This is a genomic window from Candidatus Tisiphia endosymbiont of Oplodontha viridula, assembly GCF_964264865.1.
Lineage (GTDB): Bacteria > Pseudomonadota > Alphaproteobacteria > Rickettsiales > Rickettsiaceae > Tisiphia.
Map to the genome: position 1 here is coordinate 1,388,995 of NZ_OZ183486.1, position 15,087 is coordinate 1,404,081.

At 32.3% G+C, this 15,087-nt stretch carries 14 protein-coding genes; 7 read left to right on the forward strand and 7 right to left on the reverse strand.

Going from position 1 to position 15,087, the window contains the following annotated elements; genetic code table 11:
* Nucleotides 1–388: 388 nt before the first annotated feature.
* On the reverse strand, nucleotides 389–2,419 hold the full coding sequence (locus tag ACFEL1_RS06770) for a hypothetical protein (RefSeq protein WP_342278853.1): 2,031 nt from the start codon (nucleotides 2,417–2,419) through the stop codon (nucleotides 389–391).
* 636 nt (nucleotides 2,420–3,055) lie between these two features.
* On the opposite strand from ACFEL1_RS06770, the gene nuoF reads away from it, so the two are divergent.
* The 7 genes from nuoF to ACFEL1_RS06805 all read left to right on the forward strand — a co-directional run bounded on the left by nuoF (nucleotide 3,056) and on the right by ACFEL1_RS06805 (nucleotide 10,297).
* Nucleotides 3,056–4,321, forward strand: coding sequence for an NADH-quinone oxidoreductase subunit NuoF (nuoF, locus tag ACFEL1_RS06775; RefSeq protein WP_375330877.1), 1,266 nt, complete (start codon nucleotides 3,056–3,058; stop codon nucleotides 4,319–4,321).
* 42 nt (nucleotides 4,322–4,363) lie between these two features.
* The gene (locus ACFEL1_RS06780; RefSeq protein WP_375330878.1) at nucleotides 4,364–4,801 is read left to right on the forward strand and encodes a hypothetical protein; all 438 of its coding nucleotides are present in this window, start codon (nucleotides 4,364–4,366) and stop codon (nucleotides 4,799–4,801) included.
* 42 nt (nucleotides 4,802–4,843) lie between these two features.
* Nucleotides 4,844–5,350: a hypothetical protein gene (locus ACFEL1_RS06785; protein ID WP_375330879.1), complete on the forward strand. Its 507-nt coding sequence runs from the start codon at nucleotides 4,844–4,846 to the stop codon at nucleotides 5,348–5,350.
* A 63-nt stretch (nucleotides 5,351–5,413) separates the two neighbouring features.
* On the forward strand, nucleotides 5,414–5,680 hold the full coding sequence (locus ACFEL1_RS06790) for a type II toxin-antitoxin system Phd/YefM family antitoxin (RefSeq protein WP_342278850.1): 267 nt from the start codon (nucleotides 5,414–5,416) through the stop codon (nucleotides 5,678–5,680).
* Entirely contained in the window at nucleotides 5,667–5,981 is a 315-nt protein-coding gene (locus tag ACFEL1_RS06795; protein WP_375330880.1) for a type II toxin-antitoxin system RelE/ParE family toxin, read from the forward strand. Before ACFEL1_RS06790 ends, ACFEL1_RS06795 begins: the two co-directional genes overlap by 14 nt.
* An 81-nt stretch (nucleotides 5,982–6,062) precedes the next feature.
* The gene (gene miaB, locus ACFEL1_RS06800) at nucleotides 6,063–7,400 is read left to right on the forward strand and encodes a tRNA (N6-isopentenyl adenosine(37)-C2)-methylthiotransferase MiaB (protein WP_375330881.1); all 1,338 of its coding nucleotides are present in this window, start codon (nucleotides 6,063–6,065) and stop codon (nucleotides 7,398–7,400) included.
* Between the two features lie 527 nt (nucleotides 7,401–7,927).
* The gene (locus ACFEL1_RS06805) at nucleotides 7,928–10,297 is read left to right on the forward strand and encodes a penicillin-binding protein 1A (RefSeq protein ID WP_342279234.1); all 2,370 of its coding nucleotides are present in this window, start codon (nucleotides 7,928–7,930) and stop codon (nucleotides 10,295–10,297) included.
* Between the two features lie 2 nt (nucleotides 10,298–10,299).
* Here the strand turns inward: ACFEL1_RS06805 and ACFEL1_RS06810 are convergent, their stop codons facing one another.
* The 6 genes from ACFEL1_RS06810 to ACFEL1_RS06835 all read right to left on the reverse strand — a co-directional run bounded on the left by ACFEL1_RS06810 (nucleotide 10,300) and on the right by ACFEL1_RS06835 (nucleotide 15,049).
* Nucleotides 10,300–11,367, reverse strand: coding sequence for a tetratricopeptide repeat protein (locus ACFEL1_RS06810; protein ID WP_342278847.1), 1,068 nt, complete (start codon nucleotides 11,365–11,367; stop codon nucleotides 10,300–10,302).
* A 4-nt stretch (nucleotides 11,368–11,371) separates the two neighbouring features.
* Complete coding sequence (locus ACFEL1_RS06815; RefSeq protein WP_342278846.1) at nucleotides 11,372–11,986, reverse strand: hypothetical protein; 615 nt, start codon at nucleotides 11,984–11,986, stop codon at nucleotides 11,372–11,374.
* Nucleotides 11,967–12,662: a uroporphyrinogen-III synthase gene (locus ACFEL1_RS06820; RefSeq protein WP_342278845.1), complete on the reverse strand. Its 696-nt coding sequence runs from the start codon at nucleotides 12,660–12,662 to the stop codon at nucleotides 11,967–11,969. Before ACFEL1_RS06820 ends, ACFEL1_RS06815 begins: the two co-directional genes overlap by 20 nt.
* Entirely contained in the window at nucleotides 12,659–13,921 is a 1,263-nt protein-coding gene (locus tag ACFEL1_RS06825; protein WP_375330882.1) for a M16 family metallopeptidase, read from the reverse strand. The genes ACFEL1_RS06820 and ACFEL1_RS06825 overlap by 4 nt, the downstream gene beginning before the upstream one ends.
* Nucleotides 13,922–14,103: 182 nt before the next feature.
* Complete coding sequence (locus tag ACFEL1_RS06830; RefSeq protein WP_341763098.1) at nucleotides 14,104–14,637, reverse strand: DUF1543 domain-containing protein; 534 nt, start codon at nucleotides 14,635–14,637, stop codon at nucleotides 14,104–14,106.
* Between the two features lie 238 nt (nucleotides 14,638–14,875).
* Complete coding sequence (locus ACFEL1_RS06835) at nucleotides 14,876–15,049, reverse strand: palindromic element RPE1 domain-containing protein (RefSeq protein WP_375330883.1); 174 nt, start codon at nucleotides 15,047–15,049, stop codon at nucleotides 14,876–14,878.
* Between the last annotated feature and the right edge of the window lie 38 nt (nucleotides 15,050–15,087).

Below are 15,087 nucleotides of genomic sequence, written 5' to 3' on the forward strand. Positions count from 1 at the left end.
TTCCTTAAATCCTTGCACATAAGCGAACTCTGCAAGAAATTTATTGAAATTAGCATCACAAAATTTTGACAGCTCAGCTAGACTATGTGAACCTAGAGAGCATTCGTATTTCCGAGTAACTAACTTAATTTGGGAATTGGTATTAATACTAACTTAATTATTTATATTTATCAAATTATTTTGCGGTTGTCAAACAAATTACACATGGTAGGGTAATTTATAGCTAACCCGAAAAGGTTTTAGGTATAGTAATGGTGAAGCCTTGATGTCTCGCGTAGGTAGCGAAATCTAAATACAATTTTACGATGTCATCCCAGCGAAAGCTGGTATCGAAAAAAATAGACAGGAAGGGTACTATACTAGCTTCTATACGACAAAATTGACCAATTTACCATAACCTTCCTTTATTTACTGCTTTAAGAGCAGGTTTAGTAGGTTTAGTAGATGTTGTTAGTTCTCTTTTAATTGTTTCTACATGCCTTAACGTTTTTTTTACTTGTTGAATTTCTATTTTAACATTAGTACTAATAATACTAGACATGCTTGGATTATTTTGTGGCTTCATTGATGATAATTTATCTGTTTGAGTTTCCTGAACTATGGAGGCTTTTGTAGGCATTTCTTCTACCTTTGGGTTGGGTAGACCAGCAGTATCTTCAGCTAGCTCTTGAGATATAGATTTGTCCATCTGAGCTATCGAATTGCTCTGTAACTTATCCACCAAGACTCTGTTATCTAGTTGGTCCGTAGTTAACTCATTTAATCTGTGTGCTTCTATATTTTCTAACTTAGCTTCTGTTGGTGTTGATACCACAAAATTAGAACTACTAGGTTCGGGTATTTGTTTTGTTTCTATGCTAGAATGTTGAGTAAGAGGAGGTGGTGGTGTGGACACTGAAGTTGACATGGTTGGTGCAGTTTGATTGCTATATTTGTCTGTAAGGTGTGTAGCAATATCCTGTAAATTATTTGTAGAAATAGGTAATTTTTTAATCACAGAAGAATACCAAGATTTATCTGCTGCAATTTTATTTGTTATGTCAGATATTATCTCGTCTTTGTGATTTCTTAGTTGCTCAGAACCAAGTTCTATTAAAGTTGGAGATAATTGTTCCGAGATTTTATTATTTTGTTGTTCTGTAATCTTTATATCTGTTTTATTTTGAATTCTGTTAATAGATTCTTTAAGGATTGGTTTTGAGACTAATTCTGCATCTTTATCTTTAATAATTGGATTAATAGAATCGGCAAATCGTTTGATATTTTCTTCTGTAATTTTTGTCTCATCTAAGGTTAGAAACGAAGAATTTTTTTGAGCATTATCTACACTAAAAAATTTCTGAGCTTCCTTGCCAATTAAGCTATGTAATTCTGTTGGTTTCCACTCTTCAAATAACTCAGTTGCTAATTCACTCGGCATATGGACATAAGGTAGCAGCTGTTTACAAAAAGCCTCTTGTCTACTCTTTTGTTCTTCCATAGGACCAGTATCCTGTATCTTTATACTAAGAGTCAATAAAAGCCTTTTGGTTTCATTTGCTCTATAATTAACAAACTCTGGACTTAACCCATTATTCCTACTATCTACTAATTCTTTTATAAAAGAATTAGTAGATTCATTAACTGCATTAGAAAGAGCTGTACGTTCTGTCTTATTAAGTTTTGTGAATTCTTTAGCAAATTTAACAGTTTTATTTCCTTGGCTAATAGTTTTATTAAAAATATTAAGTTGCTCGGTACTAAAATGTCTTGTATCTGCTTGTAAACTTTCCATAGTTTTGTTAATTACTGTACTGGCATAATCTGATTTAGGAATTGCTTGACCTTTTAATTCTAATATTACTTTTTTAACAGCTTCAAGAGCGATCTTATCCTCATCATTGTTACTTTTAATATCATTTAATACAAATCCCTTTAAACTAGCTTCTAAGTTTGCAAATTGCCTATCTGCTTTTGCCTTGTCATTGTCGTTCATAAGCCTTTTAGAACGTTCTATATTTAAACTAAAATTATCAAGAAGTTCTTCTGTCTTTTTATCAGATAAATTACAGTAAAAACTTTCTGTTGCTAATCCAGTCATTGCACTCATAAATGATTCGTTAGTACCAATGAGTACTCCATTAGCTATAAATTCTTTTGATAATTGTGGAGTTGGTTGTTTTAGAAATTTAAGTTTATATGTGTATGCCCTTCCTATTAATTTATTTATATTTTCAATCTCGTTTTTAGTGTTAACTCTAATAATATAATCTTGTTTATCTGCTAAATGGCTATCACTTTCGTACCCAGAATCAACAGATCTTACCGATATATTATCATCTTGATTCGTACTATATTCAGAATGAATAGACTCCTTATCACTCTCAAAATTAGATATATTTAAATTACTGGATTCTATAGTTGCTCTATTGTCTGACATAAAAACCTTTCATTATATACTCGATGAAAATCAACAATTGCGTTGTCATTGTCCAAGACCTGCGGTACTCACGTACTAATGTACGCTGTACTCCTCGGCTTGGACACTCCTAGCACTTGTTGATTTTGATTCTATCGTCTATCAACTCTTCATTTACGAGCAGTATATTAACCACAAAATTGGAAGACATATAATACCTATTGCAAAAGAGTCTCTATTGAATTGATGATTCTTGCAAGCATTTTGATATAGAATAAATATACTTAACGCATTTCAGAGTTGGCGTTGTTGTATTTTTGTAAAAAACCCTGCTAACCTCAGTTTTGGATTAAAATTAAAAATTTTAATCCAAAAATGGCTAGAATATCAAAAAAATGCATTCTTGAAGCGGCTGGTACGAATGCATTTTAATCTATTATCGCTAATAATCTTATTTTTATTGGTACAAAAATAAGATTATTAGCAAATGAAATATTTAACAATCAGGCGTCAAACCGCTTTAAGCCTGATTGTTTACTTTCTCATTCCAATTTCGGATTAATGAAATTAATCCGAAATTGAGGTTGCTAATATTTATTCTTCACAATTGTTTGCCTTCAGCTATAATATCATGTGTAGATATTCTAAGAGTTAATTATGTTACAAATTAGCGATAAAATTTTTTCTAATCTTAGTGGGCAGGAAAAATATGATATAATAAGTAGTAAGCAACGTGGAGATTGGGATAATACAAAAGATTTTATTATTAAAGGTAAAGAATGGATAATTGATGAAGTAAAAAAATCAGGTCTGCGAGGACGGGGTGGTGCTGGATTTTCGACTGGCACCAAATGGTCGTTCATGCCTAAAGACCATCCAAAGCCTAGTTACCTAGTGGTTAATGCTGATGAATCAGAACCTGGTACGTGCAAGGATCGTGATATTTTGAGGTATGAGCCACATAAATTAATTGAAGGTTGTTTGCTCGCCGGCTTTGCTATTAACGCACATACTTGTTACATATATATTCGTGGTGAATTTTATAACGAATCCTCCAATGTACAGCGTGCTATAGATGAGGCTTATGATGCCGGTTTTATAGGCAGTAATGCTTGTGGTACAGGGTATCATCTTGACATTCATTTGCATAGAGGGGCTGGGGCGTATATTTGCGGTGAGGAAACAGCTCTGCTCGAGAGCTTAGAGGGCAACAAGGGCTTCCCTAGATTAAAGCCACCATTCCCGGCTAATTTCGGCTTATATGGTTGTCCAACAACTATTAATAATGTTGAATCAATTGCCGTTGTGCCTACTATACTTCGGCGTGGAGCTGATTGGTTTGCTGGAATCGGTAAGCCTAATAATACCGGAACAAAGATTTTCTGTATTTCTGGTCATGTAAATAAGCCATGTAATGTTGAAGAAGCCATGGGCGTACCTTTAAAGGAGTTGATTGAGAGATATGCCGGGGGTGTACGGGGTGGATGGAGTAATCTGAAAGCTATTATCCCAGGTGGTTCATCAGTACCGTTGCTACCAAAGTCATTATGTCAGGATGTTGCAATGGATTTTGATAGTTTAAGAGCAGCTGGTTCGGCACTCGGGACTGGTGGAATTATTGTTATGGATAATTATACGGATATTATTTACGCTATTGCTAGGCTTAGTAAATTCTACATGCATGAGTCTTGCGGTCAGTGTAGCCCCTGTCGAGAAGGTACAGGCTGGATGTGGCGAGTTATGATGCGACTGGTACGCGGTCAGGCAAAAATAGATGAAATAGATCAATTATTGGACGTTACAAAAATGATCGAAGGACGTACTATTTGTGCCCTTGGAGACGCTGCTGCTTGGCCTATTCAAGGGTTAATTCGTCATTTCCGTCATGAGATTGAAGAAAGACTAGCTAGGCAAGGGGTTTAGTTTAGATTGCTCTGTTATTGTTAGCAAATTAGTATCATATAAATGAAGAAAATAATAAGTCTGAACATAAGTAGAAAATCTCAATTTATTATTGCATTTGCTATAATGGGGTTATTATTGCTTATATCATATCGTAGTCGTTCATCTTGTATTATTTACATGTTGCCATCGGAATATTTAAATAATGGAAATTTAGCATATTTCCAATTTAATAATCATAATAAACTACAAGAATTACTTCCTAAAAATATTAGATATATTGAACAATATAATATAATTGCCAGTGGACAATTTAGTGTCAACCAATTTAAAAATGCTATTGGATCTAAAACAGATATTATTGATGTTGATTTAAGGAATGAGTATCATGGATTCAACGACCTAAACCCAGTGTCCTTTATCAGTTTACCATATGATGACGTCAACGCTAATAAATCTCAAGAGGAAATTATAGTACGGGAGCAATATCTTTTTGGTTAAATATTACCAACTTACAAGCAACTTAGTATATATGTAAATAATTTGAAGACTACGCCAACAAAGAAGGATCCGGCAATCTGTATACCTATTTCTACTAAGACTGAAGCTGATATAATGGCAGGTTTGAATATTGATTATTATAGAATTACCACATTAGATCATCGAGAGCCCAATCGTGATAATTTAGATAAAATGGTAGCACTTTTTGATCAAAAATTAAAATTAAATCCAAGTCGATGGGTTTATTTACATTGCTTAGGTGGAGATGGTCGTACCACGGCAGCTACAGCTGAGCTTATGATGTTAAAACAACAAGAAGCTGGCGAGTTACAACCATTCGATGATTTGGTAACATATGTAGAATCAGTTAGTAATGGTTATAAGTTAATACCAAGTTGTAAGCCTAGTGTTCAAAATTATCGCTGTCAATGGAAGTTGGATCGTTATAATACCTTAAAAATATTCTATAATTTTGTGCGAACAAGAACTGAGAATCAAACTTTTAGTGATTGGCATAATGTAATGTTCCAAAAGAAAAAGACATTGTAATTAACTTGATTATATTAATAATTTATGTTTTAATTAATCATATTAATTAAAATAATTATTATCATGGAAGAATTAAATGCAACTGAAGCAAAACGTGAGTTTGGTGAATTACTTATCAAAGTGCAAACAGAACCTATCAGCATTAGTAGAAATGGCAAGCCTATAGCTGTAATAGTTTCTGATAAAGAGTTTCATGAATTAGAATCTTTTAAAGAACAAGTATTAAAACTTGCAATTTCTGAAGGATTAGATGACTTAGCAAAAAATAAAATACACTCTCATAAGGTTGTTTTTGATAACTTAAAAATAAAGCTTAATGATTCAGTGTAAATTTACAAATAGTGCGAAACGTGATCTTGAAGATATTACAGATTACACACTAAAACATTGGGGAAGGCAGCAAACTATAAAATATTTAGATGAGATACATAACAAAGCTATTGCTTTAAGTCTTAATCCTAATATAGGTACTTTACGAAATGATATATATCCTACCTTATTGAGCTTCCCTACAAAAAAACATATATTGTATTATCTAAAACAAGAGTATGGTATTATTATAGTTAGAGTATTACACAAACATATGTGCTATAAGCTTCATAACTTTCCAAACCTCAATAACCTCAAATAAAATCATTCCCAAAAAAATATGTCATCTTTTTTACAGTATTATATATAATACAACCTAATTTATTTTTGTTAAGTAAAAAACATGGGAAAAAAGCTTTTTATTAAAACTTATGGATGTCAAATGAATGTATATGACTCCATCAAAATGCAGGATTTGCTAGAGCCATTTGGTTATCAGCCAACTGATTCTATGCACCAAGCTGATATGATTATTTTAAATACTTGTCATATTAGGGAGAAAGCTGCAGAAAGAATGTATTCCGAGCTTGGTCGTATCAAACAAATTAAAGATGATAGAAAGTCAAAGGGAGCAGGTAATGTAATCGTTACTGTTGCTGGATGTGTTGCACAAGCTGAAGGTGATGAAATTTTTAGAAGAGCTAGTTATGTAGATATAGTAGTAGGCCCACAATCTTACTACGATTTACCAGAGCTGATAGCAAAGATTGCTAGACATGAAAAACATGTAATTAAATTAGATTTTGTTGAAGAAGCTAAATTTGATAAGTTACCTGAACAATCTAATATACAAGGAGTAAGTAGCCTTATTTCAGTTCAGGAAGGTTGTGACAAATTTTGTACTTTCTGTGTTGTCCCTTATACTCGGGGTGCAGAATTCTCAAGAAATCTAGAACAAATATACAGAGAAATTATAAAATCCGTTTCAAACGGAGCGAAAGAAGTAATCTTGCTAGGTCAGAATGTTAATGCTTATCATGGAAAAACTATTGAAGGCAAAGAATGTAGTTTAGCAGATATAATCAGCTACATAGCAGAAATAGCAAATCTTGAGCGTATTAGATACGTTACTTCTCATCCTATTGATATGACAGAAGATTTAATTCTGTTACATGGGTCGGAATCAAAATTGATGCCGTTTTTACACTTGCCAGTACAGTCAGGTTCTAACAAAATTTTAAAATCAATGAATCGTAAACATAACAGAGATTATTATTTCGATATTATTAATCGTTTAAGAAATGCGAGAAGAGATATAGTCTTTTCATCTGACTTTATTGTAGGATTCCCCGGAGAAACGGATGAAGACTTTGCTGACACTTTAGATTTAGTAAAGAAGGTTGGTTATGGTCAGTGTTATTCTTTTAAATATAGTCCAAGACCTGGTACACCTGCTGCGGTTAAAGAGCAAGTGCCTGAACATATCAAATCTAGGCGTTTAGCAATTTTACAGCAAGAAATATCTCGCCAACAATTATTGTTTAATGAAAGTTGTATTGGCAAAATAATGCCAGTATTGTTTGATCGTGACGGTAAATTGGACAATCAACTGATAGGAAAAACATGTTATATGCAGTCGGTGCATGTAATAAACCCTGCAAAAGATTTGTTTGGTCAGATTATCGATGTAAAAATTACCGAGGCTGGGGCAAGTAGTTTGAGCGGAGAAATGGTGCTGTGACCTGATAATCAGGTTTTTATTGAGTTATATAATTCAGGACAGTTTAAAAGTCATGAAAAGAAGCTGAGAAGATGTCATTCCCGTGTAGGCATTGCCCGCGTGGATCACTAATATGTCATTCCTGCGTAGGCACATAGGCGTCAACTTAAGAGCGTAATGATTGAACATGTATAAACAAATTAAACACAGTCGTCATAGCAAGGCTCGTTAGATGCCGTGGCGATCCAGATAAACAGCGAAGCTGTTTTTTAGAGTAACGCTTCGCGTATCTTAGATTGCCGCGTCGCCGCTTGCAGCGGCTTCTCGCTAATAGACGTTTAGGTTTGATTTACTTATACATGCTCAATCATTACGCTCTTAAGTTGACACCTATGCGCGTAGGCGGGAATGACATAAACTGCCATGAATTGTAGTCTTCAGAAGAAAACTTGATTATCGAGTATTACGTTAGACAAAAAGCTGGTAGCAGAAATATTATCTAAGATAAAACTTTTACTTGAATAAATGTGAGAAATACTTTGTCAAAAATGCTCAAATTTTTTTATATATTTTTTAAATTATTTATAATATCAGGCATAATAGCTCTTAGTGCTTGTATATATTTGTTGTATCATTACTCTAAAGATCTACCTGACTATTCTCAACTTGCCGATTATCATCCACCATCGGTAACAAGAGTTTATGCACAAAATGGAAAATTAATGGAGGAATATGCTTTGGAACGTAGAGTTTTTGTACCTATTAGTAGTGTACCACGTTCTCTTATAGAAGCGTTTATTTCAGCAGAAGATAAGAATTTTTTTGAACATCCAGGAGTTGATGTTATAAGTATAATCAGAGCAGCCATATTCAATATCTCTAATATTTTGCATCATCGTAGAGTAGAAGGAGGGTCAACTATTACTCAACAAGTAGTTAAGAATTTTTTATTAACCTCTGAAGTATCAATAGAACGTAAGATCAAAGAAGCAATTTTATCCTATAGGGTCTCAAAAACCTTTACTAAAGATCAAATTTTGGAGTTATATCTTAATCAAACATTTTTTGGTAGGGGAGCTTATGGAGTTGCCATGGCTGCTCAGAATTATTTTAATAAGTCTATTGAAGATTTAACTGTTGCCGAATCAGCTTTTATCGCTGGCCTACCAAAAGCACCATCAAATTTTAATCCGGAGAGAAATTATGCTAGGGTGAAAGATCGTAGAGATTATGTTATTATGAGAATGTTGGAAGATGGTTATATAACGCAAGAGACAGCAAAAGAAGCAGTAGATACCCCTATTACTTTGCAAAAGCGGGATCGTAACGAAACCGTTACAGCCGGTTATTATGCTGAGCAAGTACGGGAAGAAGTCATTAGTAAAATTGGCAGTAAAGAATATTTCTATACTGGAGGGTTAACGGTTATTACTTCACTTGATGCTGGTTATCAGCAAGCTGCAGAAAATGCTCTTAGGCAAGGCATAAGAGCATATGATAGGAAGCATGGTTTTAGAGGAGTTATAACTAATATTGATTTAAATAACTGGCAAGATAATTTAAATAAAGTAGCAAAACCTCCAGCTATTTTAGAATATCAATTAGCTGTTGTGTTAAATGTTTCAGATAATCAAGCGGAAATTGGTCTTTGTGACTTGAGTAAGTCAAAAATAGTTTTATCAGAAATGAAGTGGGCAAAAAATGATCTTAAATCAGTAAAAACTCTTTTACAAAAGGGTGATGTTATAGTAGTCGAAAAAGTAAATGCTAATTACGGATTAAGGCAAATTCCTACCGTTAATGGTGCGATTATAGTGATGAATCCTACAACAGGTCAGGTACTTGCCAGCGTTGGTGGATATGATTTCACAGTTAGTAAATTTGATCGTGCTACTCAGGCGTTGCGACAACCAGGATCACTCAGTAAAACTTTTGTTTATCTTGCTGCTTTAGAAAACGCAATCCAGCCAAATAGAATTTTTGAAGATGGTCCAGTAGAGATTCCGCAAGGTCCTGGCATGCCAGTTTGGCGACCAAAAAATTATAAAGGAAATTTTCTAGGTTCAATTACTATGCGTATAGGGCTTGAGAAATCACGAAACCTTGTTACTGTTAGGGTAGCACAAGCTATAGGACTAAGCAAAGTTGCTGAGATAATCAAGCGATTTGGTATTAATAATGAGCCGAAGAGATTTTATTCTATGGTGCTTGGTTCGCTCGAAACTACACTAGAAAAAATGACCAATGCTTATGCAATAATTGCTAATTCAGGGAAAAAAGTTACACCGCATTTCGTAGAACTAATTAAAGATCGTAATGGTAAAATAATTTATCGTAGAGACAATAGGGAATGTAAAAATTGTAATGTATCTGATTCCCAGCTTACTGATAACGTATCACTCCCTATCCTACCTCAACCCGACTATCGGATGATTACCGATGAAGCAAGTGATTATCAGATTATCTCATTTCTCACTGGAGCAGTTGAAAGAGGTACGGCAACCGCTGCAAAAAAACTTGGTAAAGTTATAGCTGGCAAAAGTGGTACTACCAACGATAGTATGGATACTTGGTTTATTGGTTTTACTCCAAAAATAGTTGTCGGAACATATATTGGTTATGATACGCCAAAAACACTAGGAAAAACTGCAACAGGCTCAAGTGTTGCCTTACCTATATTTATTGATTTTATGGAGAAGGCTTATTCTGATATTCCATCACTGGCATTTAAAGTACCAGAATCAATTAAATTGTTACCAATAGATCCAACAACTGGTAAAGTTACTTCTGCTAGTAGTATTATGGAAGCATTCAAAATTCATGATATACCAGTATTAGATTATCAGAACCAAGGTCAAGATAATGATGCTTTCCATAATATTCCTCCCGAAAAAGATCCTTCTCAGGAGATATATTAAGCTCAAATATCATGAAAAGGTAATAGTTCAGGTTCATTTTTAAGATTTTTAATCTTTTCCGGTAAGCCTAAATAAGCGGCTATAGCTAAAAATAGCCCTAAATATTGTTTAGGGTTTACTAACATTACTAGATCTTCATAAATTCTTAAAGGGGGTACAGAAGAAAATTGCTTATATAATTCTACAATCTCAAAAGAAGGGTTATTTGCGAAGGCAGCTTTTAATATTTCAATGTTTTTATTATTCCAGCTAGAAGAATTTAGAGGTAGATAGAGATTTAATGCGGAGATATGTGAAGGTATAAGTTTAATAGCTGATTCTAAATAATGGATAGCATCTTTTGTCTCATTAGCTTCTAGCATATTTTTGGCAGCGTCAACATAATAATCAGCTATTTTGTTCTTTATAGACTCTAGTTTTTGTGCGTCAACTCTGTTAAGTTTGGATACCACAAAGATAAATTTTGTCCACAGAGAAAGTTTAGCATAACAATCAAGTAAAATTTCTAAAGTTTCACTATCAAATTCATTTAGGTTAAATGATCTAACAGCATAATTCTCAGCTGTTTCATACATATTATTTTGATAAAATATTTGTGCAAGTCTTTTGGTAACAAAGGCACTATAATGTTTAGATTGCTCTAATTCCTGAAAATATTTTATTCTTATTGAAGTATCTAATTCTGCTTCTGCTAAAAGTAAAGTATGAAATACCTTGTTTTCTTTAGTTAAACGATGAGCTATTTTTTGACTAGTTGCTACTGACTTTGATTTTTCACCAGCAATATATTCTGCCATAGCCTTCATCAGTAGGTAATTATCAGTAGTAGCTCTTTTGGAAAAGAAAATATCTTTTAAATTAGCAGGTAGGTCAATAATTAGAAATATTATTTTTAAAAAAATAGCACTAAAAAGTGTAAATAATATATATAAAATAATGAAAGTAAAAAAGGAGGTTTCTATATAATAATCATATAAATTTAAGGTTAATGTTGAGTCAAGCTGATTTAAGACAGAAAAACCTAAATATAATAACAAAAATGTAATACAAATTATTAATAATCTTATCATTATTTTACTCTACAAATTCTTGTTGTAATTCTTCTGAATAAAAGAAATTAATAAAAAAATCTAGATTGCCTATTATTCTCAACTTTAGTTTTTCTTTATCTTTGGTAAAACTAGATTTTCTTTCAATCTTAATAAATTTCTCAATCCAACAATTTGCTTGTGGAAATATCTTGATTAAACCTAAACTGTTATTAAGTAAATAATTTTCATTATAATTATGTAGGTCTAGCAAAGTATTTTTTATTCTTGTAGGTAACTCTATAGTTTCAATTTGACGAATTTGCTGTGTATAATCTTTATCTTGTAAAAAATTCATCACTAAAAGATTAACGCTAAGTAAATAAATGCTATAATTAAGGGGGGTCTTAGATGGTTCGGGTTGGTGGTTTAATGAGACTTCTTCTTGTTTTGGACTATTATCTTCTTGAATTACATCATGTTCTAACATAGAGTCTGTTTTAGAAATAGTTGTATTATTGGGTAATTCAGAATCGACCTTTTTATTATTGAAAAAAGTCATGTAACCTATTGATATGGCAAATAACACAATTAGAATAATTGTGAGAATAATAGGATTATTACTACGAACTTTTATTATATTAGTTTCTGATTTTTGCATTATAAATTAATAACTCTAACATTTGTTGCGGCTGTCCATTATCACAATAAACCACATTTTTGGCAAAATATCTAATAATATTTGCTACCTTTTCACTTATAGTAATTACTAAACTATTATCTAGTAGTTTTAGCAAATTATTTTTTATTAATAATTCAATAAAAGTCTTAGTGCTGTTCTGTGAATATAGTAAAATAAAATTGATGCCCTTTTCAATCTCTGCTATTTGGTATAGCTGGGTCGCGTATTTTACCCGATAAATAATGTGTCTTTTTATTTTTTGAGGCAAATCTTGAGTAATTTCATTTGACGATAAATATATGGTTTGCTCATATATTTCTTGAGGGATGTTTTCTAGTAGATCTTGAATATTTGTAGCAACATATCGTACTACAAAATTTTTTTGTTCTAGAATTAACTTTGATGAATTGCCGACTATCCATAAATTCTTTTGTTCTAGCTCTTGATGTCCAGCAAGGATTCTAGCAGCAACTTTACTGGTGACAATTATATTAACATAATTATGCAAAATATTATGCAAAGTAGTGCTATTTAATGGCAAAGCTTGATATTCTACTAAAGGAGAACAGATATATTTAAAACTACAATTTTTCTCCAATTCTCTAATGATTTCATCATTATCCTCTAAACTTCTAGTTAATAGCACCGATTTCATAGAGCTAGCTTATGGCATAATTCTTGATAATCTATGGCAAGTGGTTTAGGACCAATAATAGATAAAGTAGGTTTTGTAACAAATATTTTGTTAGCAATATTTATTATATCTTGTTTTGTTATATTCATAATATATTCAATAGTTTGTTTAGTAGGTATATATTTGCCAAAAACAGCAAAATTCTTACCAATTTCTTCTGATTTATAAGAAGATTCTTCTTGAGCTATATAGATACTAGTTTTTAGTTGTACTTTAGCCCTATCAATTTCTGAGTCTTTGATGTCTGTAGAAATTTTTTTTATTTCATTAACTAATTGTTCTGCAAGGAATGGTAGTTTATCGTGATTAGTGGAGGCATATATGCCAAAAATCCCACTATCATAGTAGGAGTTATTATAGCTACCAATTGAATAAACCAGTCCAAGTTTTTCCCTGATTTGTTGAAATAATCTTGATGACATACCACTGCCAAGTATTAGTGAAAGAACTTGCGTATGATATAATTGTTGTATGTTAAAATACGGCACACTCTCGAAACCTAGAACTAGGGTAGTTTGCTCAAGGTCTTTGGTGATAAAGCTATGTCCCCCTGTATATCTAACTTTCTCAAAATGACTATTTTGTTTATTTTTTAATGAACAAAATAATTTTTTGGCAAATTCTACAACTTGCTCATGGGAAATATTTCCTGCTACTGATAAGTAAATATTTTCGGCATTATAATGTTTGTCAACGTAATTACTAAAATGTTCTCTATCAAATTTAGCCAAACTGTCGTGAGTTCCTAGAATTGACCTGCCAAGTGCTTGATTCTCATAAGCACTACTATAAAATTTTTCGTGGATAAGTTCATCAGGGTTATCTTGAACATGAGCAATTTCTTGTAGAATCACCTGATATTCTTTGGCTATTTCTTCCTTTGAAAAAACTGAATTTTGTATGATATCCGCCAGTATTTCTAAAGCTTTATAGCAGTTTTCATTCAATATTTTTGAATAATAAACAGTTTGTTCATGCGAGGTATATGCATTAAAATGTCCTCCTATAGAGTCAAATTCTTCAGCAATTTGTTTAGCAGACCTAGTTTTTGTGCCTTTAAATGCCATATGTTCAAGAAAATGGGATATGCCTATTTCTGAAGATTGTTCATAGCGACTCCCTACATTGACAATGACATTAATAGCTACAGAATTTACATTAGACATATTATAGGTAAGAATAGTTAGACCATTTTTAAGTTTGCTTGAGTTAAAAGTCATTTTATCACTTATTTAGATTCCAATGACCTTAAAATAACTCTTTACAACTAGTTATGCAAGGAGTCATTTCCTATCAAAACAAAGTATACTCGGTGAACTTCAAGAATTAAGGTCGTCGTGTCTAAAGCACAACTCTTGAAATCATAGAAGTATATATGACCTTAATTTAATATTATAACTATTTATTTGAGTTGCTGATAACCATTGATTATACTTAACTTCTTTTTTATGCCAGTATATTCAAGTGCAATATGGTAATTATCAACTTCAGTAATTCTAATGCATTCATCTATATCATAGATATTGTCAGTATGTAACATTTCTGTACCCTTAGACACTTCTCTTCTTGCTTGTTCAATGGCTTGGCTTCTCGATTGTGCAACAACAAAAGTGATAAAATGATTTTCTCCAAATAAGTTTTTCTTATAAGAACCAAGGTTAACAAAATATAAATGATTGGTACTAGATTGAGGTTTTATTTCCGTAATTTTAACATCAAAACCGTTAAGACTAGCTAGTATGAACCAAGAATCAACATGTAAAGATGTTTTTATACCACACCATTTGCTTTTAATTTTTTGAGAAATTTCAATATCAGATTTCCCGACTGCAAATACAACATCATGCATTTCTATATTGCAACCTTCAACTTTTCCTCCTAAATAGAAAACACATAACATAGGTGAGTCAAATACAAATTTTTGCAAATAAGGCATATAAAGCTCTTTTAATTTTTGGCTAACTCAATAAATATCTTAGGAAACATTACCCATGTAGTGGTTTGCATACTTTTGGTTTCGATCACTATTAAATAACTTTACTTCATAGATGATTATCATGTTATACTACTAAGAAAATATTTCATGCATTTATTATGTCAATGGTGCTTGGTAATTTTTGTCATTTTATCTCTATAAAAGTAGGTTTACTAGATATATTTTTAATAGTTATTAGTTAGTTGTTAATATCATTAGACTTCTTGCATAATTCTACTTCTGCTGGTAATTTGGGCGTCGATCCGGTGCTCAAATCCTCACGTACACTAGAGTACGCTGCGGTTTTCCGTTCCGTGTCTCCTATAAATGCCTCAACAGCAGCGAATTCTGCAAGAAGTCTAGATACTAACAAGGAGTCTATTATTTTCTACATAAATTTCATATATTTGG

Coding starts and splice junctions, on each gene's coding strand:
- ACFEL1_RS06770 (WP_342278853.1), bottom strand. CDS start 2,419: ATGTCAGACAATAGAGCAACTATAGAATCCAGTAATTTAAATATATCT.
- ACFEL1_RS06830 (WP_341763098.1), bottom strand. CDS start 14,637: ATGCCTTATTTGCAAAAATTTGTATTTGACTCACCTATGTTATGTGTT.
- nuoF (WP_375330877.1), top strand. CDS start 3,056: ATGTTACAAATTAGCGATAAAATTTTTTCTAATCTTAGTGGGCAGGAA.
- ACFEL1_RS06810 (WP_342278847.1), bottom strand. CDS start 11,367: ATGATAAGATTATTAATAATTTGTATTACATTTTTGTTATTATATTTA.
- ACFEL1_RS06790 (WP_342278850.1), top strand. CDS start 5,414: ATGGAAGAATTAAATGCAACTGAAGCAAAACGTGAGTTTGGTGAATTA.
- ACFEL1_RS06820 (WP_342278845.1), bottom strand. CDS start 12,662: ATGAAATCGGTGCTATTAACTAGAAGTTTAGAGGATAATGATGAAATC.
- ACFEL1_RS06815 (WP_342278846.1), bottom strand. CDS start 11,986: ATGCAAAAATCAGAAACTAATATAATAAAAGTTCGTAGTAATAATCCT.
- miaB (WP_375330881.1), top strand. CDS start 6,063: ATGGGAAAAAAGCTTTTTATTAAAACTTATGGATGTCAAATGAATGTA.
- ACFEL1_RS06805 (WP_342279234.1), top strand. CDS start 7,928: ATGCTCAAATTTTTTTATATATTTTTTAAATTATTTATAATATCAGGC.
- ACFEL1_RS06825 (WP_375330882.1), bottom strand. CDS start 13,921: ATGACTTTTAACTCAAGCAAACTTAAAAATGGTCTAACTATTCTTACC.
- ACFEL1_RS06795 (WP_375330880.1), top strand. CDS start 5,667: ATGATTCAGTGTAAATTTACAAATAGTGCGAAACGTGATCTTGAAGAT.
- ACFEL1_RS06780 (WP_375330878.1), top strand. CDS start 4,364: ATGAAGAAAATAATAAGTCTGAACATAAGTAGAAAATCTCAATTTATT.